The organism is Pyxidicoccus trucidator, assembly GCF_010894435.1.
GTDB classification, from domain to species: domain Bacteria; phylum Myxococcota; class Myxococcia; order Myxococcales; family Myxococcaceae; genus Myxococcus; species Myxococcus trucidator.
Window position 1 is genome coordinate 668,961 of record NZ_JAAIXZ010000001.1, and the last position, 25,486, is coordinate 694,446.

17 protein-coding genes are annotated in these 25,486 nt (G+C 71.7%); 10 read left to right on the forward strand and 7 right to left on the reverse strand.

Annotated elements, in window-relative coordinates:
* The first annotated feature begins 255 nt into the window (after positions 1–255).
* Complete coding sequence (locus G4D85_RS02885; RefSeq protein ID WP_164007626.1) at positions 256–3,480, forward strand: nSTAND1 domain-containing NTPase; 3,225 nt, start codon at positions 256–258, stop codon at positions 3,478–3,480.
* A gap of 26 nt (positions 3,481–3,506) precedes the next feature.
* On the opposite strand, the gene G4D85_RS02890 is transcribed toward G4D85_RS02885, so the two are convergent.
* The 4 genes from G4D85_RS02890 to G4D85_RS02905 all read right to left on the reverse strand — a co-directional run bounded on the left by G4D85_RS02890 (position 3,507) and on the right by G4D85_RS02905 (position 8,182).
* Positions 3,507–4,826 (reverse strand): leucine-rich repeat domain-containing protein, encoded by a 1,320-nt coding sequence (locus G4D85_RS02890; RefSeq protein WP_164007628.1) that lies wholly within the window; start codon positions 4,824–4,826, stop codon positions 3,507–3,509.
* A gap of 69 nt (positions 4,827–4,895) precedes the next feature.
* Entirely contained in the window at positions 4,896–5,255 is a 360-nt protein-coding gene (locus tag G4D85_RS02895; RefSeq protein ID WP_164007630.1) for a hypothetical protein, read from the reverse strand.
* Positions 5,252–5,803, reverse strand: a complete 552-nt coding sequence (locus G4D85_RS02900; RefSeq protein ID WP_164007632.1) for a YaeQ family protein — start codon at positions 5,801–5,803, stop codon at positions 5,252–5,254. The genes G4D85_RS02895 and G4D85_RS02900 overlap by 4 nt, the downstream gene beginning before the upstream one ends.
* A 45-nt stretch (positions 5,804–5,848) precedes the next feature.
* Positions 5,849–8,182 (reverse strand): MtsA protein, encoded by a 2,334-nt coding sequence (locus tag G4D85_RS02905; RefSeq protein WP_205525392.1) that lies wholly within the window; start codon positions 8,180–8,182, stop codon positions 5,849–5,851.
* Positions 8,183–8,479: 297 nt separating this feature from the next.
* Between G4D85_RS02905 and G4D85_RS02910 the strand changes: the two genes are divergently transcribed.
* Genes G4D85_RS02910 through G4D85_RS02945 form a run of 8 tightly spaced genes read left to right on the forward strand, consistent with a single transcriptional unit; the run spans position 8,480 to position 19,781 of the window.
* The gene (locus tag G4D85_RS02910) at positions 8,480–8,827 is read left to right on the forward strand and encodes a hypothetical protein (protein ID WP_240359040.1); all 348 of its coding nucleotides are present in this window, start codon (positions 8,480–8,482) and stop codon (positions 8,825–8,827) included.
* A 39-nt stretch (positions 8,828–8,866) separates the two neighbouring features.
* Entirely contained in the window at positions 8,867–11,119 is a 2,253-nt protein-coding gene (locus G4D85_RS02915) for an AgmX/PglI C-terminal domain-containing protein (protein WP_164007634.1), read from the forward strand.
* A 50-nt stretch (positions 11,120–11,169) separates the two neighbouring features.
* Complete coding sequence (locus G4D85_RS02920) at positions 11,170–11,805, forward strand: outer membrane beta-barrel domain-containing protein (RefSeq protein WP_164007636.1); 636 nt, start codon at positions 11,170–11,172, stop codon at positions 11,803–11,805.
* Entirely contained in the window at positions 11,802–13,448 is a 1,647-nt protein-coding gene (locus G4D85_RS02925) for a hypothetical protein (RefSeq protein ID WP_164007638.1), read from the forward strand. The genes G4D85_RS02920 and G4D85_RS02925 overlap by 4 nt, the downstream gene beginning before the upstream one ends.
* On the forward strand, positions 13,445–16,714 hold the full coding sequence (locus tag G4D85_RS02930; RefSeq protein ID WP_164007641.1) for a tetratricopeptide repeat protein: 3,270 nt from the start codon (positions 13,445–13,447) through the stop codon (positions 16,712–16,714). Before G4D85_RS02925 ends, G4D85_RS02930 begins: the two co-directional genes overlap by 4 nt.
* The gene (locus G4D85_RS02935) at positions 16,711–17,223 is read left to right on the forward strand and encodes a hypothetical protein (protein WP_240359041.1); all 513 of its coding nucleotides are present in this window, start codon (positions 16,711–16,713) and stop codon (positions 17,221–17,223) included. The genes G4D85_RS02930 and G4D85_RS02935 overlap by 4 nt, the downstream gene beginning before the upstream one ends.
* On the forward strand, positions 17,220–17,855 hold the full coding sequence (locus G4D85_RS02940) for a hypothetical protein (RefSeq protein ID WP_164007644.1): 636 nt from the start codon (positions 17,220–17,222) through the stop codon (positions 17,853–17,855). Before G4D85_RS02935 ends, G4D85_RS02940 begins: the two co-directional genes overlap by 4 nt.
* Complete coding sequence (locus G4D85_RS02945) at positions 17,856–19,781, forward strand: tetratricopeptide repeat protein (protein WP_164007646.1); 1,926 nt, start codon at positions 17,856–17,858, stop codon at positions 19,779–19,781. It abuts the gene before it with no gap.
* Between the two features lie 171 nt (positions 19,782–19,952).
* Here G4D85_RS02945 and G4D85_RS02950 read toward each other — a convergent pair whose 3' ends face one another.
* The 3 genes from G4D85_RS02950 to G4D85_RS02960 all read right to left on the reverse strand — a co-directional run bounded on the left by G4D85_RS02950 (position 19,953) and on the right by G4D85_RS02960 (position 24,272).
* The gene (locus G4D85_RS02950) at positions 19,953–20,801 is read right to left on the reverse strand and encodes an EamA family transporter (protein WP_240359042.1); all 849 of its coding nucleotides are present in this window, start codon (positions 20,799–20,801) and stop codon (positions 19,953–19,955) included.
* Between the two features lie 675 nt (positions 20,802–21,476).
* On the reverse strand, positions 21,477–22,346 hold the full coding sequence (locus G4D85_RS02955) for a hypothetical protein (protein WP_164007650.1): 870 nt from the start codon (positions 22,344–22,346) through the stop codon (positions 21,477–21,479).
* Between the two features lie 288 nt (positions 22,347–22,634).
* A complete protein-coding gene (locus tag G4D85_RS02960) occupies positions 22,635–24,272 on the reverse strand; it encodes a hypothetical protein (protein ID WP_164007652.1) in 1,638 nt (545 codons plus the stop codon).
* A 319-nt stretch (positions 24,273–24,591) separates the two neighbouring features.
* On the opposite strand from G4D85_RS02960, the gene G4D85_RS02965 reads away from it, so the two are divergent.
* A complete protein-coding gene (locus tag G4D85_RS02965) occupies positions 24,592–25,467 on the forward strand; it encodes a fatty acid desaturase family protein (RefSeq protein ID WP_164007653.1) in 876 nt (291 codons plus the stop codon).
* Positions 25,468–25,486 lie beyond the last annotated feature (19 nt).

The following is a 25,486-nucleotide window of genomic DNA, read 5'->3' on the forward strand; positions in this document are numbered from 1 at the left end:
CTCCAGCAAGGGTTCCTCGCGGGCGTCGGCTGGACACAGCGGTGGTGGTTCCTGGAGGCCCATCCGTCTCCTCGAGTCAGGGGTCCTGGAGGGGACAGTGGGCTCCCCCTCTGGACCGAGAAGACGCGGGGAGTGGGATTTGTTACCCACCGTCTCCAGTCGCATGCGTGCGTAAGAAATCACCCGCGTCGCGTCATCTAGCGAGAGCGGAGGGCGCCGGCGCACCCGGGGCCCTCCCTTGCGAGGGGAGGGTCGATGGGAACGGCGCGCCTGGAGCTGGTGGGCCCGAGGCCAGCAGTCGAGGAGCAGGAGGCGCTCGAGGACCCGTCGTACGAGCTGGTGCTGGAGCTGACGCGCGCGCAGCGGGCGGAGGACCCGCACGCGTGGCTGGACTTGAGGCCTCAGGAGTACCGGCTGCGGGGGGAGCTGGGGGCGGTGAGGAGCGCGAGCTTCCCCTGGAGCCGGAGCGTGGTGGAGGACCTGGCGGCGCTGGCCCGCGAGGTGCCGGACCTGGTGGCGGCGCGGCGGCTGGGAGAGGAGCTCCGCTGCTTCCTGGACGCGCTGGACTGGGGTGGGCACGAGGAGACGCTGGAGCGACAGGTGAAGCAGAGCCGCGGGCCCCGGCTGGTGGTGCGCTCGGCGGCGGCGGAGCTGTACTCGCTGCCGTGGGAGCTGGTGACGCTCAAGGACAGCGGGCTGCACCTGGCGGACCTCCCCGGCTTCTCGCTGCGCTACGAATGGCCCCGGAGCCTGTCCGACAAGCCCGCGCCGACGGCGGCCGGACAAGGGCGCGTGCTGCTGGCCTGGTCGGAGGCGGCGGGCGGCGTGCCGGACGAGCGGCACGAGCAGGCGCTGCGAAGGGCCAGCCTGGACGGCGGCTTCGACTTCGACCCGCGCCGGGACGTGCTGCGCAGGGTGTCGCTGGAGAGCCTCGAGCGGACGCTGCGCGCGGCCCGGGAGGCAGGCGAGCCCGTGGCGGTGCTGCACCTGCTCTGCCATGGGGCGCCGCTGGAGCCGGAGTCCCTCAACTACGGACTGGCGTTCAACCAGCCGGGAGGCCGGGACGGCCGGCACGTGGTGGATGCAGGGACGCTGAAGGCGGTGCTGGCGCCCTTCAAGGACACGCTGCGGATGGTGGTGCTGTGCGCCTGCCACGGTGGGGACGTGGGGCCCATGGCCAGCCACCTGGGCGGCATCGCGCAGGAGCTGCACCGCGCGGGCCTGGAGATGGTGGTGGCCTCGCGGCTGCCCCTGACGACCGAGGGCTCCGTGCTGCTGGCGGAGACGCTGTACGAGAAGCTGCTGGTGGACTCGGACTCGCTGGAGAAGGCCCTGGGGGCGGTGCGGCACAGGCTGCGGGTGGAGGGCAAGGGCCTCGACTGGGCCTCGCTGCAGCTCTACGCGCGGCGCGAGGGCCACCCGGACCTGCGGCCGGTGGTGCTGCGGCCCTACCAGGGACTGCTGCCCTTCGAGCCGAAGAATCGGCGCTTCTTCTTCGGCCGGAGCAGCCTGGAGGCGGAGCTACTGACGCGGGTGCGCGAGGCGGAGGAGGGCCGGCGGCCGCGCTTCCAGGTGGTGGCGGGGGCCTCCGGCGCGGGGAAGTCCTCCGTCGTCATGGCGGGGCTGATACCCCAGCTTCCCGCGGACGTCTGGGACGTGGTGGTGGTCAGGCCCGGAGCACTGGTGCGCGCCCTGCCGAGGACGGTGGGCGTGCGCTCGGACGCCCTGGGTGAGCTGCGGCAGCGGCTGCACCGGGTGTGGGATTCGGAGCCGCTGAAGGACGGCGCGAAGGCCAGTCCCCAGGAGGTGCTCGCGGAGGCGCGGCGGCTGAGGCAGGCGCGCCTCGAGAAGAAGCTGCTGCTGGTGGTGGACCAGCTGGAAGAGGTGTTCACCCACCTGGAGGCGGCGGAGCGCCAGTCGCTGATGCAGGTGCTGTGGGCGCTGGCGGGAGAGGCGCGGCTGGAGTGCGTGGTGGTGGCGACGCTGCGGGTGGACGCCTTCGAGCGCTGCGGCGAGGTGGCGCTGGACGCGGCCACGCGGCTGGACGCCGTGGTGTACGCGGAGGAGCACCGCGTATTCGTGGCGCAGCTGGGGCCGGAGGAGCTGGCGGAGGCCATCCAGAAGCCGGCGCGAAGGGTGGGACTGGAGCTGGAGCCGGGGTTGATGGACCGGCTGTGCCACGACGTGGGGCAGGAGCCGGGGGCGCTGCCGCTGCTGGAGCATGCGCTGGACCTGCTGTGGCAGGGGCGCGAGGGCCACCTGCTGACGCACCGGCTCTATGACCGGATGGAGGGCGTGGCGGGCGCGCTGACGCAGACGGCGGAGCGGCTGTACGAGGAGCTGGAAGACGGCGAGCGCGAGCAGGCGCGGCGGCTGCGCGCGGAGCTGGTGTCCCTGGGCGAGGAGACGACGCCCGACAGCCGGAGGCGCGTCTGGCTGGAGGACATCCGACCCCAGGAGTCCCGGGAGCAGGCCGACTTCGACCGCGTGCTGGAGCGGCTGGTGAACGCGCGCCTGGTCATCCGGAGCAGCGACGTGGAGCGCTCCGGGCGCGTCTGGCTGGAGGTTGCGCACGAGGCGCTCATCCGTCGGTGGCCGCGCCTGCGAGGCTGGCTGCGGGCGAACCGGAAGCGCCTGCTCCAGTGGCGCGAGCTGCGGGCCATGGCCGAGTCGTGGCAGGCGCACCGGAAGGACCCGGACGGTGGCAGCTCCTACCTCGCCACGGGCGAGCGGCTGGCGGCGGCGCTCCGCATCGGGCGCGAGCACGAGCGGCACCTGACGACGCCCGTGAAGCAGTTCCTCAAGGCCTGCGAGGCCCACGAGCGCCGGAAGATGCAGCGGCTGTCGGTGTGGGCCTTCTGCCTGGTGGCGGGGATGGGCTGTAGCGTCGTGCTCGCCATCGACGCGTCGACGCAGCGCGACCTCCTGGAGGACCGCGTGGGCGAGGCCGGCAACCTGGCCCGGCTCCTCTACGGCACGAGCCAGTCGCTGGACGCGCTCGGCACCGTGGAGCGGGAAGCGCTCCTCCGACAGGTGGAGCGGCTGCTGCTGGAGCTGGGCGCGGCCACCGAGTCCGACATCCGCATGAAGCGGCTCGACCACCATCTGGCCGGAGGCGACAAGGCCACGCAGGCGGGCGATTTCGCGAAGGCGCACGCGGAATACAGCCAGGCGCTCCAGCAAGCCACCCGGCTATTCGCGGACCACCCCGACACGGGGCGCTACCAGCAGGCGCAGGGCACGCTCCGCTCGAAGCTGGGAGACACGGCCCTGGAGCGCGGCCAGTTCAAGGATGCCCTGGAGCACTACCTGGCACACCGCGAGCTGCTCGACGTGCTCCTCTTGAGGAACCCGAAGGACCCGCTGCTCCTGGAGGAAAAGAAGGCCGTCCATGACCGGCTGGAGAAGCTGACGGCCCCCCAGCGCACGCCCCTGGAGACCACCGAAGACCTCGACGCGGATCGACTCTGGCACAAGTAGCTCCACCGGAGCCGTGTGACAGCCGCTCAGTACCCCACGTGCAGGCGGCCGGGTGGCAGCGCCGCCTCCAGTCGCTTCACCTCCGCCTCGGGGACGCGGTCCAACCCCAGCTTGAACTGCTTGAGCCGGGCAAGTGGAGCGAGGCCCCCGGGCAGCGCGGACAGCTCCCCCTGGAAGAACCCGGCATGAGTCAGCTTCGGCATCCGGCCCATGCCGTCCACCAGGAGCTGGACCCGGCCCGGCGTCGTCTTGAAGAAGCGCCACCACCAGAGCTTCTTGAGGCGCGGCAGCCGGGTCAGCACCTCGGGAAAGCCCTCCAGGGCCATGGCGTCGAGGTACAGCTCCTCCAGCGACTCCAGCTCGCCGAATGCGTCCGGGAGCCGGGTGAGGTTGTTGCAATACCGCAGGCTCAGCTTCTTGAGCGCGGGGAGCCGGCACAGCTCCACGGGCAGGGTCTTCAGCGGGAGGGACTCCAGGCTGAGACTCTTCAGCGCCCGCAGCTCGCCAATCCGGGGGGATAGCTCCGCGACGTCATTCGAGTCCAGCGTGAGGCTTTCGAGCCAGGTGAGGGAGAAGACCTCCTCCGGAATGGCCTTCAGCTTCTTCTGCGTGAGCCCGAGCCGCGTGGCCTTCTCGCCTCGCGCCGCCTTCTCCCTCACGGCGGCAATCGCCTTCTCGACGGGGCCGAGCTTCGTGTCTCCCAGCACGGGCTTCCCCGCGCGCAGCTTCGCGAGGAGGCCCTTCCGGTCGAGCGTCGAATCGCTGACGCCGTCCTCGTCTTCTTCCTCCGCGCTCCAGGTGCCCGGAAGGAGCGCCTCGTGCGGCTGGAGCGTCTGGCGAGGGCGTCCCGGTGCGGTGAGCTTGCTGCCCACGAGCACCTCGACGTCGAGCGCGCCGTGGACCTCGATGTGGTGGTGCTCCTCGACGAGGGTGCGCGCCGTCAGCCCTCCACCGACCCAGAAGATGTCATCGCCGAGCGAGTCGCCGAAGAGGAGTCCCCGAATCCGGACGTTGCCCGCGACGAACATCGCCGAGAAGGTCGCGACGTTCTCCACCTCCAGGTCTCCCAGCACCACCAGGAGCGTGTGGTCCGCCGCGTGTCCATCCTCGAGCAGGCCCTTCAGCCGGACGCTCCCGGAGACGACGAGCGGCTTCGGCCCGACGACGAGCGAGTCCGCCTCCAGGTCGCCCTCGTGGAAGAGGACGCCTTCCTCGGTGACGCCCTGCCACCACGAGGCCAGGTTCTCCCGCCACCCGGGCGTCGTCACCGACTCCAGACGGGGCCACAGCTCCTGCGCGGAGACCTCACGCCCCCAGACCTTCACCCCGTCCTGTTTCACAGCCATGCCCTTGAAGCTCCCATCGCCGTCCGGTCACGTGCCCCGCGGCAGCAGGCCAGGCAGGCGCCGCGTGCATCATCCGCCTTCTACCTGGAGCAGCGCCGCGAGGAACAGCGAGTAGGTCAGCTCGGCCACGGGCCGCTGCTCGCGGCGGGCCTGGGTGCGCAGCGCCTTGGGCAGGGAGCAAGGCTTGCCGCGCTCGCCATCGCGCAGCTGCACGTAGCCGCGCTCGGAGTACCCCAGCACCTGCCAGCCCCGCTGACGGAGCGCCTGGCTCAGGTCATCCGTGAGCTGGTGATGAATGGCCTTGGACAGGGGATGCAGGCCGAAGATTTCGCTCGACCACCCACCCTCCTCCTCACGCCACCCGCGCGAGCGCAGGTAGTGGGCCTTCCGGGCGAGTGAGAGCCCTCCAACGTGGCGCTCGAGCTTCACGGGCTCGCGATGGTGAGCGGGCCGTCGAAGCTCTGCCCGTCGCACTCGACATAGATGTGGTCGCCAACGAAGGTCAGCGACACCTTGATTCTCCGCGTGTCGAACTCCGCGAGCGAGCGCAGCAGGTCGGCATCCACCGCGATGAGCTGGGCCTTCGCCACCCGTGTCGCCTTCGCCTCGCGCGCCTCCGCGAGGAACGCCTCCAGCCGCTGGGCGGACTCGAACACCACGGACACCTTCGCGTGCGGGTTCTGGTCCACGGCGCGCTGAATCTTCAGCGGGTCGCCCTTCCCGACGCGCACCCAGCTGGTGACGAGGCCGGTGTAGTCGCGGCACTCCAGGTCCGGAGCATCAGGCTCCGCCAGCCCCTTGCCGAACGCCAGCCGCTCCTCCCACAGCCAGCAGAACGCAATCACCCGCAGCCACGCGCGCTGCATCGTCTCCGACGGGTGGCGCGCGAGCTTGATGACGAGCTGGGGCTGGTCAATCGAGCGGTCCACATGGCTCAAGGCGACCTGGAAGTCGTACAGCGTCGGAACGAGGGTCATCGGGAGCCCTCTCTAGCGCATCCCTCTCGCAGTTGCCTGGGCGCCCTACAGCGTCAGGAGGAACGCGAGCAGGTCGTCGCGCTGCTCGGGCGTGAGGGCCCGGGTGTCGCCGTGCTTCGGCCCGGAGGTCTCCAGCAGCGCGCGCAGCGGGAAGCGCGTCTCCACCACCAGCCGCCCGTCCTTCACGCCATACCCGGCGGTGGCGCTCGTCAGCAGCGGCCACACGTCCCACGTGCCCACCAGCGACGGCGGCGCCGCGCCCGTCACCAGCGTCTGCTGCTCCAGCCGCAACGGCAGCGCCACCGGCGTGCCCACGTCGAGGTACTTCCCGCGCGTGGCCACGTCCTGGTCCAGCGTGTAGAGCGGCGCGGGGTGGCACTCCAGGCACCCGCCCTGCCCCTCGAACAGCTCGCGCCCTCGCGCGGGCCGCCCCACCCGGCCGTCCGGCAACTCCACCGTCTCCAGCGGCGCGCCGTCCTCGCCCCGGAACGGGTTGGGCGGCGTGGCCATCAGCGCATTGAAGAGGGTGAGCGCCTCCACCTCCTCGGGGGACGGGTCCGGGTTGTGGAAGCGGTTGCGCGCGCCCACGAAGCTCGCCGTCTCCGCGAGGCTGTGGTGGCTGGCCGGCGTGAAGTACGGCGGCGTGTCGCGGCTGCCCAGCACCGTGGTGGAGCGGTAGATGCGGTTGGGCTGCGTCTTCTCGTAGAAGACGCCGCCGGTGTGGCCCTCGATGTGGCAGCCGTCGCAGGTGATGCCCGAGCGCCCGAGGTCCACGTAGTAGAGCACCTGTCCCAGCCGGCGCTTGGCCTGCGCGCGCGACACCACCACCGTGAGCTGGCGCAACACGCGAGCACGGCCCGTCCGCGCCTCGCGCACGTCCACCACCGCCACCGTCCGCGTGAAGCGGTTGAGCACGTAGAGCGTGCGCCCGTCCGGAGCCAGCGCCAGCGCGCGCGGCCCGGAGTGCAGCTCCTCCCCTGCCCGCCCGTTCGTCCCGAAGTCCGCGGCCGGGCGGATGCGGGGCGTGCCGTCCGGCGGCTCCAGCTCCACCTCCTGAAGCACCGCACCGCGCGCCGCCTTCTCGCCCGCCACCAGCGCCCGCGCGTCCAGCACCCGCACCCGGCCCAGGCCCACGTCCGCCGCGTAGAGCAGCCCGGCGGCGTCATCCAGCGCCAGCCCCTCCGTCACGCCCGCGCCGAAGCCCCGGTGTCGCACGTAGCCGCCGCTCGCCGGGTCCACCACCGCCACGCCGCTGTTGGCGCTCACCTCCATGCGCTGGGGGTTGGGGCCCACGTTCGGCCCCAGGCTGGCCATGAAGAGGCGTCCCAGCCGCTCGCTCGCCACCAGCGCGCGCGGGGCCTTGCCGCCCATCACCTGCGCGCGGAAGGGCTCCGTGTGGCCGCCCACAATCGACACGCCCGGCCCCGGCACCACCGTGGCCACGGGCGCGCCGTCCTCCTGGCGAAGCAGCTCCAGTTGCCCCGTCTGGAGGCTGCCCACCGCCAGCAGGTCCTTCCACCGCGCGAGCGCGCGAGGGTTGGGGTCCACCGCCACGGACCACCGGGGCTTTCCGTCGGCGAGCGACAGCGCGTGGACCCTGTCCCGCACGTGCTCGGCGACGAAGGCCACGCCGCGCGCGCCATCCACCTCCAGCCCATGTGCGCCGAGCGGCGCGGGCAGCACCCGGGGCGCGCTCCCCGGAGCATCCAGCGCGTACAGGTGGAGCTCCGGCTGGTAGCGGTGCACCACGGCCAGCCACGGCTTCCCTGTCGCATCATTATATGTATCGAGCGCGGAGGGCCCGTCCCCCACCGCCAGCCGCTCCACGCGTCCGGACTCCACGTCCAGCGTGAATACGGTGTCCGTGGGCGGCGAGGCGATGAACAGCGTGCGCCCGTCCGGGGCCAGCGCCATCGCCGTCAGGTCTTGGAAGGCCGCGTCGTTCACCACCGTGAGGCGCGCGGCGCCTTCCCCGCCTTCGAGCCGAGCCTCCACCACCACCTGCGGCGCGTCCTCCGGCAGCGCCAGGCCGGCCGGCAGGCGGGTGTAGGCGTGGCCCGCGTCCACCACCACCAGCGGCAGCTCGCGAGACAGCGGCGGGCCCAGCACCAGCTTCAGCCCGGGCACCAGCCGCTCGCCCTGGATGGACAGCGGCTGAGACGTCTCATTGCTGAGGAGGCGCGGCCCCACCGAGACGAGCCGGGGCCGCGCAGAGGGCGCGGCCGTCGGCGCATCCCCCGGAGCCTCGGGCCCGGGTCCGCCGCGACGCAGCACCACCACGCCCGTGGCGGCCAGCACCGCCACCGCCACCAGCGCCGCCAGCACTCCCCGCCTGCGAGCCGAGCCCGTCAATGTCGTGAAACCTCCTCGCGGCAGCATCCCCCATCGCCCATCACGCCGCGATGATCATGAGCCTTGCCTGCTCGGCCGCACTCCGACGGCGGGAGCACGAAATCACGCCCTCCCACGCCAATCTTCCAGCGGGCCGGCACAGAATGAGCCGTTTCGGGGAGCACGCGCCCCACATGGGGTGGAGTGCCCCCCACACCTATGTGTGCGCGCATTCAGGATGGAACTGGAGTGTGCGTTGACAGGTCGGTACACGCATCGCTTAACCTGTTGATGATGCGACGCTTCCTCCTCTGCATGGCCGTCGCCCAGCTCCTCGGAATCGGCATGCTGATCACCCCGAGTGACTCCTGGGCCCAGAGCCGCGGCCGTAACGCGCGCTCTGCGAAGTCGAAGTCCAGCAAGAAGGCCAGCTCCAAGGCCCCGCCGAAAATCGAGACGAAGGGCACAGCCGTGACGGATCCGGTGACGGGCGAGCCCGACGCCGCCGCCTCGTCCGCACCGCCGCAGCGCGGCCCGGCCCGTATCGACTTCGACGACCGGCTCATCCAGGGCCAGACGAACAAGTCCGGAGCCGTCTATCTCTATGACCGCAAGGAGCTGAAGACGCGGTCCATGATCCGCGAGCGCGAGAGCTTCCGTTCCGAGACGCTCTCCACGGTGTACGACCAATAGGGCAGCACCGCCCACCTGCCCTTGAAGGGAGCGTCACCGTTGAGCGGTCAGCCCAGTGTCCTGCAAGTCGTCATCCTCCGCGACGGACTCCTCGTGGGAACGGAGGTGTTCGTCCCCGGCACCTATGCGCTCGGCTCGGACCCGACGTCCGACCTGCGCCTGGATGACCCGTCCGTCGAGCCGCGCCACGCGCTGCTCTACTTCCAGAACGGGCGCGCGGCCATCCAGGACGCGGGCTCCGCCATCGGCCTCTTCGTCAACGGCCACCGCGTGTCCGCGTGCGAAATCCGCTCCGTGGACGAGGTGCTCTGCGGCCCCTTCGTCCTGAAGACCCGGGTGCTGGCGCAGAGGCCACAGGAGGCCAAGCCCCAGCCGCCGCCGGAAGTCGCCGCGCTGCTCGGCACCGTCCAGCCTCCGCCACCCGTGGCCCCCGCGCCCATGGCGCAGCAGCCCTCGCCCGTGCGGCAGCTCCGTCCGGCGGTGCAGCAGCAGGTCGCTCCGCAGCAGCCGCTCGCCACCACCGTCCCCGCCGTGCGCGCCGTGCCGCAGCCTCCGCCGCCCCAGCCCGCGCTCCGGCCGGTGCCGCCGCAGCCCGCGGCCCCCATGCGCGGGAGCAACGTGGTGACGCAGGCCGCGTACGCGCCCTCCACCCCGGTCCCCATGCCGGCGCCCGAGCCGCAGGCCGTCTCGCCCATGCCCGTTCCGGGGGCGCACGCGCCGTGGCCCTCGCAGCAGCAGGCGCCCGTGCCCGTGCCGGCCGGCACCCTGCCCTCGGTGCGCCGCCGCGCCACGCAGGACCCGCAGCCCGCCGTCAACACCGGCATCCTGCTCGCGGACGACCTGATGGCGGACCTCGCCCTCGAGCCGCTGCCCGAGTCCACGGGCCCGCTGCTCCAGGAGCAGCGCGTCGCCACCCGGCCCACGCACGCGCCGCGCATCGCCCCCGGCAAGGGCTCCGCGCAGCTCTACCTGGAGCTGTACTGGGGCGCCATCCGCCGCGACGCGCGCCGCTTCAAGCCCGACAAGAAGAAGCCGGTGCAGGCCTCGCTGGACCTGCCGGAGGCCATGCCGCTGTGGGGCTTCACGCTGCCGGAGACGGGCGCGCCCTTCACCCTCGCCGAGACGCTCAACGGCTCCTTCCGCCTCTTCGTGCCCCCGGGCACCGAGGTGGAGAAGAGCGGCAATGACGGCCGCTTCGCCCCCGTCACCGGCGCCGCGCTGGAGTCCGACGGCAGCCGCCGCTTCCTCACCCTGCGCGAGGGCACCGCCGCGCGCCTGACGCAGGGCCACATGTCGCTGGTGGCCTACGCGGCCCCCAAGCCCGCGCGCGTCTGGGTGAACCCCTTCCAGGGCATGCCCTGGCTGGCGCTGGCGTGCTTCATCATGTTCGGCGGCGCCTTCGCGTCCTTCATCGTCCTCAAGCCGGAGAGCCCGGAGACGGCGGACTTCACGCAGAAGAACCTGCCGCCCGTGGCCCTGCGCCTCATCGCCCCCGAGCCGAAGAAGAAGGAAGAGGCGAAGAAGAAGCTGGAGGCCCTGAAGCAGAAGGCCCCCAAGCCGGTGAAGGAGAAGGTCGCGGAGAAGGCCCCGCCCAAGCCGGTGGAGAAGACGCCGCCCCAGCCCGCCAAGGCCGTGGCCGCCCCGCCGGAGAGCAAGGCGCTCAAGGCGCTGGCCAAGCTGTCCGCCGCCGGCCCCGCCACCAATGACCTGCTCGCCGCCGTGGACAAGCTGGGCAGCGGCCCGGGCAGCAAGAACGTGAAGAACAGCAACTACAAGCTGTCCGGCCTCATCGGGAAGGCCCCCATCGCCAACGCGGGCCTGGGCACCTTCGGCCTGGGCGGCGGTGGCAAGGGCGGCGGCGCCACGCTGGGCGCTGAAATCCTGCGCGGCAAGGGCGGCGGCGGCATTGGCGCGCTGGGCGTGGGCGGCGTGGGCAAGGGCAAGGTGGGCGGCACCGTCACCCGCGCCACGGCCCGCAGCATCGCCTCCACCCAGGGCACCGTGGACCGCGAGGCCGTGGCCCGCGTCATCAACAGCCACCTCAACGAGGTGCACGGCTGCTACGAGCGCGCGCTGCTGAAGAACCCCGGCCTCGCCGGCAAGGTGGTGCTGGAGTGGACCATCGGCGCCGCCGGCCGCGTCGTCGCCGCCAAGACGAAGTCCTCCACGCTCAGCAACGCCGCCGTCGAGGCCTGCATCCTCTCCAGCCTCAAGACGTGGACCTTCCCCGCCCCCAAGGGTGGTGTCGTCATCATCACCTACCCGTTCCTCTTCAACTCGGTCGGCTACTGACGCGGCCCCCTCCGCGCCCGTTCCCCCCATCCGTCCAGGAAGCCCCCATCGTGCGATACGCCCTGCTCATCCTCCTGTTCCTGGTGCCCGGCCTCGCCCGTGCGCAGGCCGAGGCGCTCGAGAACCCCGGCACCGTCTCCGCCATCCAGGAGCGCCAGTACCGGCTGCAACATGAGCTGACGCTCGGCGTCGGCGTGCTGCCCGATGACGCCTTCTACAAGGGCCTCATCGGCACCGTCGCGTACACGTACCACTTCAGCGACAGCTTCGGCTGGCAGGTGGGACGCGGCACCTACAGCTACAACGTCCAGACGGCCCTGCGCACCCAGCTGGAGCGCGACTTCGAGGTGGCCCCCACGGCGTCCGCCTACGAGGACCAGGTCCAGTGGATGGTGGGCTCGGACCTCGTCTGGAGCCCGCTGTACGGGAAGTTCGCCTTCCTCAACAACCGGGTGCTGCACTTCGAGGCGTTCCTCCTCGGCGGCGGCACCGTGGTGAAGATCAACCGCGCGGACGGCTTCCGTCCCGCGGCCAACGTGGGCGTGGGCCTGCGGCTCTTCAGCGGCCCGACGCTCTCCTTCCGGCTGGACGTGACGAACAACGTCGTCTTCGCCGGTACGTCGCGCATCAACAACGTCCTCTCGGTCCAGCTCGGCACCGCGTTCAACTTCGGCGCCACGGAATGAATCCCCGCTCACTCGTCGCCGCGCTCGCCAGCGCCGCGCTCCTCGTGTCCCCGGCACCCGCCACCGCCCAGCAGTCCGGCGGCGGCGCGCTGCCCATGCCCCCGCCTCCCGCCGGTGCCCCGCGCCCGGCCGGTGGCGCCACTTCCACGCCCGCCAGCGGCAAGCCCGCAGCTGCCTCCGGCACGGCGCCTGCTCCGGCCGCCGGTGCACCGGCCACGCCCGCTGCCGCCGAGGCTCCCGCCAAGCCCGCCGAGGCCGCTCCGCCCCCGCCGCAGAAGGTGGACAACGCCGTCTTCGACAAGGCGCTGCAGGACTACTTCGACGGCGACCCGCGCGCCGCCGCCGGGCCGCTGTACGCCTGGCTGCAGCAGGCGCCGAAGACGGACGAGAACTACGCCTGGGGCCAGTACTTCCTCGCGCGGAGCCTCATCGACCTGGGCCTGACGCACGCGGGGGCCTCGTACCTCGCGCGCATCGCCCGCGAGCGCTCCAACCCCAACGCGCTGCCCCGTGCGCTGGACTCGCTCAAGCAGCTGACGAACCGGCCGCACGACGAGGTGATGATCGACGAGCAGGTCTTCGGCGCGCTGGACCTCGGCTTCCTGCCGGAGGAGACGGGCGCGTACGCCCACTACCAGCAGGGCCTGGTGGACCTGCGCGTGGGCAACGAGCGCTGGGCCAACACCCACTTCGCCAAGCTCTCCGAGACGAGCCCCGAGGCCAGCCACGCGAAGTTCGCCCTGCTCGTCACCCGGCTCAAGTCGGTAAAGGAGCCCTCCGAGGAGCTCATCACCGACTTCCTCGGCCTGTCCAAGGACGAGAAGCTCACCCGCGAGGCGCGCAACGAGGCGGCGCTCGCGGTGGCCCGCCTGCGCTACGAGCGCAAGGACTACACGGGCGCGCTGGAGGCGTACAACCTCGTCAAGCTGCCGGAGCTGGACCCGGGCCGCGCCAGCCTCTACCTGGAGGAGGCGTGGACCCGCTACAAGCTGGGGGAGCTGCGCGCCTCGCTGGGCATCCTCACCACGCTGGACGCCCCCGTCTTCCGCGACGAGTTCCTCCCGGACAAGTACCTGCTGCGCGCGCTCATCTACCGTGACTTGTGCCACTACCTGCCCGCCAAGCGCGCCGCCAAGGAGCTGACGCGCCGCTTCGCGGACTCGCTGGAGGCCGTGCGCGAGCGCGAGGACCTCACCCAGGACGTGCGCCTGCGCCGCGCGGCCAACGCCCACGGCGGCACCCAGCGCGCCGCGCGCTTCGTGGAAGTGCTGGACCTCGAGGGCGAGCGCCTGGGCCGCTACGCCGGCAGCTTCGGCGACCGGCTCTTCGCGCACCTCACCAAGATGTATGACCTTTCCCGCGCCGAAGCGGTCCGCGTCCACGACGCGCGGCTGGCCGAGGCAGTGCGCCAGGAAGCAGACACCCTGCTGCGCGCCGCCGAGCAGGTGCGACTCATGGAGTACGAAGTGGGCCTGAAGCTGTACGAGCGCGTGAAGAAGGGCGCGAAGGTGGTGGCGCCGGAGGACGAGCAGGCGCTCTCCCCCGCCCAGGTCGCCTTCCGCTTCAGCGGTGAGTACTGGAACGACGAGCTGAAGTCGTACCGGGTCAACATCGAGAGCCGCTGCATCGAGGAGACCCCATGACCGGCCACCTGACCGGCCTGATTGCCGCCGCGCTGCTCGCGGCCGCCCCCGGAAGCCCCGGCCGCGCCGGCCCGGGCGCCAACCCGATTGTGTCCAAGGCGAAGGAGCGCGACGAGTTCGTCTCCAAGCTCAAGCGCGACATCTTCAAGGTGGACCGCTCCATCGGCGAGACGGAGAAGCTCATCTCCAAGAGCCGCAACGCGCCGTACCTGCCGGACCTCCAGTTCCGGCTGGCCGAGCTGTACGTGGAGAAGAGCCGCTACGTGTACTACCTCCAGGTCGAGTCCCGGCCCGAGGGTGCCAGCGGCGCCATCGTCTCTCCCGAGACGCGGCTGATGAAGCAGAAGGCCGTGCAGATGTACTACCGGCTGCTGCGCGAGTACCCGGACTTCAAGGACGGCGACCAGGTGACGTTCTACCTGGCGCACGAGCAGCGCGAGCTGGGCCAGTTCGACGAGATGCTCAAGACGCTCGGCGACCTGACGCGCAAGTTCCCCAACAGCCCGCTGCGGCTGGAGGCGGAGCAGATTCTGGGCGACCACTTCTTCGACAAGGCGGACCTCGTCGAGGCGGAGAAGCACTACCAGGCGATTCTCGAGGCCCCGCCCTCGCCGGTGCACGACCTGGCCCGCTACAAGATGGGCTGGATTCGCGTCAACCAGGCCAAGCACGCGGAGGCGGTGACGTTCTTCGAGGCCGCCGCCGCCAGCGCGCCGCTGCCCGGCACGGACGTGAAGAAGGCGCTCAACGTCAAGCGCGAGGCGCTGCTGGACCTCGTCTACAGCTACACCGAGGCCAAGCCCCCCAAGGGCGCGCTCAACTACTTCGAGAAGCTCAGCGACAGTCGCGCCACGTACTCGCTCGCGCTGGACAAGCTGGGCAACCGCTACTTCATCAAGCAGCAGTACGAGTGGGCCATCCCCGCGCTGCGCAAGCTGATGGAAATCCAGCATGACCCGGAGCTCGACTTGGAGCGCGGGCAGAAGCTCTATGACGCCATCAAGGCGTCCAAGGGCAAGGTGATGCCGGAGCCGGAGGACCTGCGCTTCCTCGTGCGCGCGGCCGTGCAGAGCAAGACGGACCCGGAGCTGGCGGAGGTGGAGCGCAAGAAGCACCTGGTGGAGCTGGAGGAGATGGCGAGAGACCTCTCCACCCTGCTGCACGTGGCGGCGCAGAAGAAGGAGGAGAAGGACCTCTACCTGCGCGCGGCGGCGGCCTACGAGGCGTACCTGGGCCTCTTCCGTCCCGACCAGTACGTGCGGCCCATCATGAAGAACCGCGCCGAGGCGCTGTTCGCCGCCAACGCCTTCCCGGAGGCCGCGCGCCAGTTCGAGGAGCTGGCCCAGTACGAGGCCAAGGCGAAGGACGCCAAGGGCGAGGAGGAGGCCCTCAACGCGGCGCTGCTCGCGCACTTCTCCACGCTCAAGCCGGAGGAGGCGCAGAAGCGCAACGCCTTCGAGGTGGCGGACGCGCGCCAGGCCATGAAGCTCTTGGGCGCCGAGTTCGTGTCGCGCTACCCGCAGAGCGGCAACGCGCTCAACGTGAAGTTCAACATCGCCCGCGCCTACTACGAGGACGGCGAGTACCCGAAGGCGGCGGAGCTGTTCACCGCCTTCGCCCTCACCCACCCCTCGCACAAGGAAGCCGCCGTCGCCGGCAACCTCGCGCTGGACAGCCTGCGGCAGGTCAACGACTTCAAGGGCCTGGACGAGACGGGGAAGAAGTTCCTCTCCTCGCCGCTGCCGGCCGCCTTCCGCGCGGACGTGCAGAAGATTCTCACCCAGAGCCGCGCCGAGGCGCTGGACGAGCTGGCCCTCGCGAGCGCCCAGGAGACGGGCGACGTCATCCAGGGCCTCGTCAAGGTGGCGGACGAGAACAAGAACTCCGAAATCGGCGAGAAGGCCCTGTACGGCGCCTTCACCGCGGCGCGCGAGAAGCGCGACATGCAGGCCGAGCGCGAGCTGGGCGCGAAGCTGGCGCAGGACTACCCGAAGAGCCAGTACCTGTCCGACGTGCTGCTGACGCTGGGCCGGCACTCGGCGGAGGCCGCGGCGTTCGGCGAGGCGGCGAGCTGGTTCGAGCAGGTGGGCCAGAAGCTCGGCGGCGACTTCGCCGCGGTGGACGGCTGGCTGGCCGGCGCGCGGCTGCGCATGGCGCTGGGTGAGTACAAGGAAGCGGCCCGCAACCTGGAAGCCGCGGCCGAAGTCTCCGGCGCGCGCAAGTCCGAGGTGCTGGTGCTGCTGGCCGAGACGCGCCTGAAGCAGAAGGACTACACCCGCGCGAAGACGGCGGCGGACGCCGCGCTGAAGCTGGACGCGCGCAGCGCGGGCGCCGCGGCGGTGCTGGCGCAGGTGCAGGCCGCCACCGCCCCCACGGCGCCGGCGGACGCGCTCATCGCCACCCTCACCAAGGCGGTGCAGGGCCCCAACGGGCAGACGGAGGAGGCCGCCAAGGGCCTGTGGTACCTCGGCGAAATCCTCTACCGCGGCTACAAGGATTTGCCGGCCGACAAGGTGGAGGAGAAGGTCGCTGCCCTGCAGAGCCTGGAGGGCATCTACACGCAGGCCGCGCAGCTGGGCTACCCCGAGTGGGCGGTGGCCTCGCTGTGGAAGCTGGGCCTGGCGTACGGGCACATCGCGGACGTGGTGGAGGGGACGCCGGTGCCGGCGGGCCTGTCCGCCGCGGAGTCGCAGCAGTTCCAGGCGGCGGTGAAGGAGCAGGTCGGGCCGCTGAAGCAGCGCTCGGACGAGGCCTTCAAGGCGTGCCTCTCGCGCGCCGAGTCGCTGGAGGTCTTCAGCGCCGCGGTGGTGGGCTGCCGGAGCCGCACGGAGACGGCGGCGCTGCCGGTGCCGCAGCCGGGCGCGCCCACGCAGCCGGGCGCCCTGGAGGAGCTGCGCAAGAAGGCCGAGCGCACGCTCAGCGCCGACTCCCTGGAAGCGCTGGGCCTGGCGTACCTGGACGCGCGCCAGTACGGAATCGCTCAGCTCACCCTGGGCCGCGTCACGGAATTGCAGGACACGCGGGCCTCGGCGCACAACGCGCTGGGCTGGGCGCTGCTCAACACGGGTGACGCCATGGGCGCGCGCGCCGCGTACGCCAAGGCGATGGACTCGGACCCCACCTACGACAAGGCGCGCCTCAACCTGGCCGCGCTGCGCTGCCGCTTCGGCGACGTGGACGGGGCCCGCCGCGAGCTGGCCGTCCTCAAGGATGTGAATACGCTCACCGGCGCCGACGTGGACGGAGGGTGGAAGGCGTGCAAGTGAGCCTCTTCGCTCCGCGCGCGGCGGCGCGGGCCCTGGCGCTCGGGGCCGTGCTCCTGGCCTCCGGCGGCTGCTCCTCCGAGGGCGGCGAGCTGGAGGGCAGCGCGTCCCCGCTCATGGACCTCCGCTACGAGCGCTCGGAGGCCCAGTGGTCTCCGGGCGAGCTGGCCATCAACTTCATCACCCCGCAGGGCGCGGGAGTGAACACGAAGCTGAAGGTCAGCGCCTTCGTGGGAGACATGATTCCCGAGGGCTACGTGGGCCCGCTGCAAATCAACCTGGCCGAGGTGCTGGAGGGCGGCGCGCAGCGCGGCGCCATTGGCCGCAGCGTGCTCGATGAGCCGGCGCGGACCTTCCCCCAGCTGGAGGTCGGCATGCTGACCGTGGACGGCACGCCCGTCACCGCCGGCAGCCGGATTACCGGTGACTTCCACGTCACCTTCGTCAACGGCACGGACGTCTTTTCAGGCCGCACCATCTTCGGAAGCTTCGAGGCTACGGTCCAACAATGAAGCGCATTCTCCTGCTCACCCTGCCCCTCCTCGCCGCCTGCGGCCCGCGCTACGGCATGCGCGTGCCCGACTCGATGGAGAAGAAGCTGCCCTACGAGGCGCGCATCGAGCTGCTGGAGGCGGAGAACGACCTGGCGCTCGCCATCGACAAGGTCGACGAGGCCGACAACGAGATTGGCCGCGCTCGCGACAACATCCGCCGGGCCCGCTCCCGCCAGGAGGCGGCCGAGGACGAGGTGGACCGCGCCACCGACGAGGTGTCCCGCGAGGTGGCGAAGCTGGCCATCGACGAGTCCGAGGCCCGCGTGGAGTACCTGCGCGCCCGGCAGCGGCTCAGCGTGGGCCTGCGCGAGGTGGAGCGGCTGTCCCTGCGCTGCGCCTTCGCGAAGTTCGAGCTGGCCCGGCTCACCGTGGCCCGCAAGTCCAAGGTGGAGGGCAGCGAGCGGCTGGAGCCGAAGGAGTTCGAGGAGCAGCTGTCCGAGTGCGAGGCGGAGGTGAAGGAGGAGCGCGCCGACCTCGCCGAGGACGAGAAGGAGGAGAAGGCGGCGCGGGAGGCGTGGGAGGCGAAGAAGACCGCGCTCGCGAAGAAGACCTTCGACGCTCGCGCGAGTCCCTACGTGGAGAACCTATAAATGTCGACGACAGGCGGCTTCCTGGTCCTCCAGCTGCTCACGGCGCAGGCCCCCGGGCCGGACGCGGCGACCCTCGAGCGCACCGCCGCCGTGGAGAGCGCGCGCCTGGAGCAGTCCCCCGAGGACGCGGACGCGCTGTACCGGCTGGGCACGGCCTTCCTCCAGCTCAACAAGCCGAAGAAGGCGGTGGAGCCGCTGACGAAGCTGGTGGCGCTCGAGCCGGACCTGGTGCCGCCCAAGCTCGCCCTCGCCCGGGCGCTGCGACTCGCGGGGGACGCGGAGAAGGCGCGCACGGTGCTGGACACGGCCATCGCCGCCTTCCCCGAGGACTACACCCTGCGCGCCGAGCGAGGCCTGCTGGCGCGCGTGCTGGACGAGACGGACGTGGCCATCAGCCAGTACTCGGTGGCCTCGGAGCTGTCCCCGCAGGACGCGGAGCTGCGCTTCAACCTGGGCGAGGCCCTGCAGCGCGCCGGCCGCACGGACGACGCGATTGAGGCCTACCGCGAGGCGCTGAAGCTGGACGCCCGGCTCAACGTCGCCCGCGTCAACCTGGGCAAGGCGCTGGCGGAGAAGGGCCTCAACGCGGAGGCCAAGGAGACGCTGCGCGAGGCCACCCGCGAGAAGCTGGGCGACTCGGAGGCGCACTACAACCTGGGCGTCATCCTGATGCGGGAGAACGACCTGGACGGCGCCATCGCCGAGTACCAGCGCACCCTCGCCGCCGACCCGAAGCACGAGCAGGCGCACAACAACCTGGGCGTGGCGCTGAACGAGAAGGGCGACCCGCGCAAGGCCACCGAGGCCTTCCTCAAGGCCATCTCCGCGGACCCGAAGTTCGCCGAGGCGCACTTCAACCTGGGGCTGGCGTACTTCCAGCTCGGCGACAACGTGCGCGCCACCAAGTCCTTCGAGAAGGCGCTGGTGCTGGAGCCGCGCCGCGCCAGCGGGCCGTACACGCAGCTGGGCCACCTGTACCTCGCGCAGGGCAAGAAGAAGCAGGCGGTGGTGGCCTTCCAGAAGGCGATTGAGAAGAGCACCGAGGACGGCCGGAAGACGACCGAGGCGTACCAGGGCCTCGCGCGGGCGTACCTGGGGCTGGGCAAGGCGGACGAGGCGGTGGCCACGCTGAAGACGGCGGTGGAGGCCTTCCCGAAGGACGCGAGCGCCCGGGCCGCCTATGGCGACGCGCTCAAGGCCAAGGGCGACCTGGACGGGGCCATTGCGCAGTACGAGGAAGTCGTGGCGCTGACGCCCACCGTGGAGAACCGGCTGGGGCTGGCGGACGCGTACTCGAAGAAGCGGGTGAGCGCGAAGGCGCGGCCGATATACGAGGCGCTGCTCAAGGAAGAGCCGGGCAACCGCGTGGCGCAGCTCGCGCTGGCGGACCTGCTGCTGGCCATGGGCGACTACGTGACGGCGGAAGGCCTGCTGAAGCCGAAGGAGGGCGAGGAGCCCGACACGGCGGCGCTGGCGCGGCTGGGCATCATCCACTCGCGGCGCGGCCGGCCGGACCTGGCGGTGACGGAGCTGGAGGCGGTGGCCGCGAAGGACCCGGCGCAGTTGGAGGCCCGGGCCGAGCTGGGCTTCATCTATCTGCGCGGCGGCGACGGCGCGAAGGCGAAGAAGGTGCTGACGGCCGTGCTGGCGGTGGAGCCGCGCAACGCGCTGGGGCTGCTGTACCTGGGTCATGCGCTGTACCAGCAGGGCAACACGAAGGACGCGGAGAAGTCCTTCCGGGGCTCCGCGCAGGTGGACCCGAACTTCGCCGAGCCTCACAACGCGCTCGGGCAATTGCTGGAGGCCGCGAAGCGTCTGGACGAGGCGAAGCAGTCCTACGAGACGGCGCTGAAGCTCCAGCCGGACCACGCGGACGCGAAGGCGGCCCTCCAGCGGATGACGACGGCGGCGGCTCCGACGCCGTAGTCCTTGAGGGGCGTTGGCGGCGTCACGCGCCGCCTTCGCCAGCCCGGCCCGGAGTCGAAGCAGGCGCCATCAAGCCACACCAGTGCGGTAAGGCACCAGGCTCGCGCATTCGGCCAGCGACTCAGCGCCGACAGTGCCGCACCCGGCGAACTGCCGCCGCTCCAAGCGCCTTCAGCCCTGCACGCCCAGCAGCACCGCTCCCACGGCGACGAGCGCCGCGCCCGTGAGCTGCCGCCGCTCCAGCCGCTCACCTTGAAGCGCGGCGAGCGCCAGCGCGAAGGTGATGGAGGTATTGCGCAGCGTCAGCACCGCGCCCGCGCCGCTGCTGCCCAGCGCGGACAGCAGGAGCGCGAAGGACAGCGTGCAGATGATGCCCGTGAAGATGACGAGCCCGGGGCGCACCAGCGCCTCGCGCTTGAGCGTGGCCCACCCGAGCTTCCGCGCCCGCTCCAGGACGAGCACCGGCAGCGCGACGAGGAGCCCCGTGGCGAAGAGGGCCGGCGGCTGCGCGCCCTCTCCGAGCGCCAGCTTGTAGGCGAGGTGATAGCCGGCGATGCATACGGCGGCCAGCGCGGCCCATGCAACGCCCGTGGCCGCCGGCCCCGAGGGACGGGACAGGTTCATCACCACCAGTCCCACGCCCAGCAGCGCCGCGCCGGACACCATCCACACCGACACCGCCTCGCCCAGCCACAGCACGGACACCGGCCACACCAGCAACATGGCGCCACCGCGAGACACCGTGTACGCGAGCCCCAGCGGCGCCTGCTTCAGCGCCCGGGACAGCGCCGCCAGGTAGATGCTCTCGCACGCCCCTGCCCCCAGCGCCCACGCGAGGCCACGTGCCGTGGGAAAGGCCTGCCCCTGCATCCCGAGCGTCCACAGCCCACCGCCCACCACGGCGACGCAGATGACGCTCACCACGCCGACCTCGGGGTTCGGGTGCCGCTTGAGCAGCGCGTTCCACGATGCGTGGAAGAACGCGGACGACAGCACCAGCACCAGCGCGACGGTCTCCAACGAGGCTCCTCCACGGCGACGGAGGCCCGTGTCTAACGCGGCTGTGTCCTCCGTGCAGGCCCCTTGCGTCCCCGGGAGGGAGCCGGTCCGCCGACGTGGTGTGCGGGACATAGGGAGCGGATGGCATTCCACCGACCTCACGCTCGGGACGCAGGGTCCGGCTGCCGCTCCACCGACCTCGCCATCGGGACTCCGGGTCCGGCTGGCGCTCCACCGACCTCACGCTCGGGACGCCGGGTCCGGCTGGCGCTCCACCGACCTCACGCTCGGGACGCCGGGTCTGGATGCCGCTCCACCGACCTCGCGCTCGGGACGCCGGGTCTGGATGCCGAGCCACCGACCTCACCATCGGGACTCGGGGAGCGAAGGGGCTCGGTGGCGCCTCGCGGGAGCGGCCGGAGACCGACCCAAGTCCCCGTGAGCCCGCACTCCACCGGGTCCCCGGGACGGTCCGGGAGCGTGCTGTTCGGAAATGTCGGGGGGTTTGTGCCGCGAAATGTCCCGACATTTCCGAACAGGACGCCTTCAGTCCCGGCCTACGCGGCACCAATTCAACCGGGTCCTTGTCGAGGGCGGACCTGCTGGCTTGTCGAGTTCGCCGTCCACCGGGAGCTGCGCCGCCCACGTCACCGCACCTGCGACAATCCCTCTCCCGATTCGAGCCGCGGCCACGCGTCAGGGCAGTGGCTCTCCGGTGTCGCTGGCGGGCGCGGGGGCTTCCTCGCCCATCATGAGCGCGGGCGACAACGGCGGGCCATCAGGCACGGGGCGCGGCGCGGCGGCGGGCATGCGTCCGAAGGCGTAGTGCTCCTCCGCGTGAGCGCCGAAGGACGCGCCCTCGACATGCGCCACCAGCACCAGGTCCTCGGTGGGCCGGGCTCCGGTCGCGAACGTGACGACGTACGCCACGGTGCGGACGTCGCCACCCGGGCCCTCGGGCACGATGAAGTCCGAGGGGCCCTCGACGAGCGCCGCGCCGCGAGGCAGGGAGATGCGCACCTCCACCGGAGCGCCGAAGCCCATCCGCCGCTCCACCTCGGCCAGGAGCCGCACATGCCCGGAGGAGGTCTCCACCACCGTCCAGCCCACACGCATGGGCGCGGGGATGCGAGCGGTGAGTCCCGACATCGAAGCATCCCGAGCATGCGCCTCGGCGTGGTCCTCGGGCGCGGTCACCTCTGTCGGCCCGGCATCCTCCGCGCCTACGTCGCCACCCCATGCCGGGTGCTGCTTCGCCCGAGCCTGAGTGGACCGCACGTCCCGCTCGCGTCGAGCGATGGAGGAGCCCGGAACCTCGGGAGCCACGGTCACCACGGGCTCAAGAGGCCGCGCAGCCACCGGCGGTGTCGCCCGCGGAATGACGGTTCCTTCCGCGCCCACCCGGGCCCGGACCTTGTCTCGTTGGGAGAACGGAGGCGGCGGCTCCGGCCGCTTTCGAGACCTGCCCCGGACGCGCTCCACGCCGGAGGCCACGCCCGCCGAGAGCGCTCCCGCCAGCGCGAGGGCCAGCACCACTCCCGCGATTCTCCGTCGCGTCAGGAGCACCGGGGCGCCTCGTGAAAGGAGCACGAACACCCCGAGGACACCGAACACCCACGGACATGGAGGCTTCGCATCAGACGCATCAGGACACCTCCGGGAAGGCGCACGAACACCCCGAGGGCACCGAGCACCCACGGACATGGAGGCTTCGCATCAGGAGCACCGAGACACCTCGAGGAAGGCGCACGAACACCCCGAGGGCACCGGGCACCCATGGACATGGAGGCTTCGCATCAGACGCATCAGGACACCTCACATACGGGGCACGGCTTCATCGCAGTCACCGAACGCTCACCGGCACAGCGGGGAATGACTCGGGTACGGGTAGGCGACGGCAGGCTCGGTGGCGAGGTCCATCACCGACCGTGGGAAGCCCCGACACATCAGCGCGTCCAGGAAGTCCGCCAGGCACGGCGCGGAGCTGTCCGTCTGTTCCACGTCCACCATCTTCCCGTCCTCCATCCGCCAGCGGTGGCGCAGGTAGCCACGTGCCCACGGCGCGGCCTTCATCGCGGGCGCGGCGAGCGCGTCGTACAGCGGCTGCCGTGACGGCGTGCCCCGGCCGAGCCGGTAGAGGATGGCGGCCACCTCGTTCTCGTCGATGCGCTGGAGCAGGCCCTCCTCGGGTCTCGGCCGAGACCACGAGCCCGTCGCGGGCTCGCGCGTCTCCAGGTCCACCCAGAACATCGTCCCGCCCTGCCTGTCGTAATAGCGCGGGCTGTTGCGCACGTCCGCGCTGAACCACGTGGCCCACCCCTCGCTCCACGCCTGTCCCGGGAAGGTGGGCACGCCGACGAAGTGGGGACCGCCCTCCTCGGGGCTGCTGCCATGGCTGGCCATCACCCAGTGCCCCAGCTCGTGAAGCACCATGGCCTCGGACCACCAGGCCGCATCGCCGTCGCCGGGCAGCCACACCTGCGCCTCCCACCGCCGCCCCGCCGCCGTCACCGCCCTGGGCGAGAAGCACGCGCCACAGGACCACGTGGTGCCAAAGCCCAGCCACGCCACCACCGGCAGGCCCGGCTTCCCGTACCGCTCCCGAGCCCGGTGCCACGCCACTCGCAGCGCATCGAACACGGCCGCCGCTCCCGAGCCATCCGACTCGTGGAGGGTGAACACCGGCCGCTCCACCAGCGCCCGCGCCGAGCGCGACCAGCTCCAGATTCGCGCCGACGCGCCGGGCGCCGCCGGCACGCGCTGCGCACCGGAGAGCGCGGGGTCCGCCACCGCGTAGTCAATCGTGGCGGAACTGCCCCGCCCGGCCGCGTAGACGACGATGCGGTCCCGCTCCTGCAATCCGGCCGGCACCTTCACCGTGAAGTGCCCGTCGAAGTCCGTCACCTCCATGTCCACCAGCGTCTCGCCCCGGTAGGACGCGATGAGGAAGCCCGCCGCTGGCACCAGCTCCGCCTCGGGCGTCCAGTCGCGGAACGCGGCATCCGGCCGACGGCGCGCATAGCGCACGTTGCCGCTCAGCGTGCTCCCCGGTGAGCCACACCACCCCCGGCGGCCTTCCTCCACACAGCCCGCCACGCACTCGCGCGAGCGCCAGCGCCCGTCAGTGCACGTCTCCAGCTCCCCGGAGCCCGCGCAGCGGGTGACCCCATCCACGCACGCCGCTCCCTCCACGCACCGGGCGCCGTCCGCCTCCTCCACGCACGCCTCACCCGCCTCGCAGTCCTCGCGCAGGGGCATGCCCAGCAGGCACCGCTCCACCACCCGGGAGCCCAGACACCGGCCTCCCTCGGGCAGGGACGAGCAGTCACCCGCGGCGCGCAGGGCCTCGTCCGGAGCGTCGGAGCAGGCCCGCTCAAGGCACTCGACGTCGCCCTCCGCGCACGCCTCCTCGCAGGGCGCATGGCCCTGTCCTGACCCGCAGGCCAGCAGGAGCAGCACCAGGACCCAGGACGCCCGCCACTCGAAACGCAACGCCGTGGAACCTCCAGCCCCGCCGCGACCGCGTCGGATTCGGGGCAGGACAGCACGCACCGCGCGCCGCGCAGCAGGACCGGGGAGCCCACGGGTCCCCTGCCCGCTCGCTGCGACCGCATGGGGTGTCTGACAGGCGACACGCGACGGCCCGGCAATCCCGCCTGCCTGCTTGCCTGCCCGCCTGCTCGCACGCTCGCGCCGTGGTGCCCACGCGCGCGGTCAATGTCTGTCAGCGCGAGGAGGAGGCATCATGAACTCGCGCTGCGGCGACGGGTTGCTACAGTCGACCGCTGATTCGCGGCCAGGCGGGACTCCCATGACCGACACGAAAGCCACGCGGGTGGATCCACGGCTGGACCTCCCGAGCCTCGGGGTGCACGCGCTCTGGGCAGGCTGGCTGGCGGCGCTCGTCGTGGGCTGGAGCGGCTGGAGCGTCCCGGTCCGCGTGGGCGCGCTGGTGCTCGGCGGCGGGGTGATGTTCTGGAACTACGCCGTGCTGCACAACCACATGCATGTGCCCATCGCGAAGCCCCGGGCGTTGAAGTGGCTGGTGTCCCGGACGCTGGGGCTCGCGTGTGGCTTCGCGTATCGCGGCTACTACCTGCACCACTTCAACCACCACCGCTACAACGACGGCGAGGGCGACTGGGGACGGCGCCACCCGGGTGAGAGCGCGGTGCGCTACTGCGTGCGCTGGGCCCTCACCCCGTGGCTCTGGCCCTTCAACACGGTGAAGAAGGTCTGGCACGCGTGCAAGACGCGGGGCCAGAAGGTGGAGCTGCTCATCGACTTCGCGGTGGTGGACGGCACGCTGCTGGCGCTGACGCTGTGGCAGCCGTCGCTCGGCCTGTCGCTGCTGGGCACCCTCGTCGTCACGCAGGTGTGCATCCACTACCTCAACCTCGCGGCGCACCTGGACGCGGACGCGACGGACCGCACGCGGCTGGCGGTGACGTCCACCTCGCGCTTCTACAACCGGTGGTTCTTCAACGCCGGCTACCACCAGGCGCACCACCTGAAGCCCCAGACGCCGTGGCGCGCGCTGCCGGAAGTCACAGAGGGGCTCGCCCGCCAGGGACAGCTCCCCGCCGAGCTCCAGACGGACGTGTCTCCCATCAGCCCCGCCTGGGCCGCGCGAGTCGTCACCCGCGTGGGCGTCACGCGCCCCGTCACGCCCGGCGTGAGCACCTGAAGCTCCGCGGGACGGTGCC

Bases quoted from the DNA above. Each gene is read 5' to 3' on its own strand.
- G4D85_RS02885 (WP_164007626.1), top strand. From the start codon at position 256: ATGGGAACGGCGCGCCTGGAGCTGGTGGGCCCGAGGCCAGCAGTCGAG.
- G4D85_RS02890 (WP_164007628.1), bottom strand. From the start codon at position 4,826: ATGGCTGTGAAACAGGACGGGGTGAAGGTCTGGGGGCGTGAGGTCTCC.
- G4D85_RS02900 (WP_164007632.1), bottom strand. From the start codon at position 5,803: ATGACCCTCGTTCCGACGCTGTACGACTTCCAGGTCGCCTTGAGCCAT.
- G4D85_RS02905 (WP_205525392.1), bottom strand. From the start codon at position 8,182: ATGCTGCCGCGAGGAGGTTTCACGACATTGACGGGCTCGGCTCGCAGG.
- G4D85_RS02910 (WP_240359040.1), top strand. From the start codon at position 8,480: ATGCTGATCACCCCGAGTGACTCCTGGGCCCAGAGCCGCGGCCGTAAC.
- G4D85_RS02925 (WP_164007638.1), top strand. From the start codon at position 11,802: ATGAATCCCCGCTCACTCGTCGCCGCGCTCGCCAGCGCCGCGCTCCTC.
- G4D85_RS02930 (WP_164007641.1), top strand. From the start codon at position 13,445: ATGACCGGCCACCTGACCGGCCTGATTGCCGCCGCGCTGCTCGCGGCC.
- G4D85_RS02940 (WP_164007644.1), top strand. From the start codon at position 17,220: ATGAAGCGCATTCTCCTGCTCACCCTGCCCCTCCTCGCCGCCTGCGGC.
- G4D85_RS02945 (WP_164007646.1), top strand. From the start codon at position 17,856: ATGTCGACGACAGGCGGCTTCCTGGTCCTCCAGCTGCTCACGGCGCAG.
- G4D85_RS02965 (WP_164007653.1), top strand. From the start codon at position 24,592: ATGACCGACACGAAAGCCACGCGGGTGGATCCACGGCTGGACCTCCCG.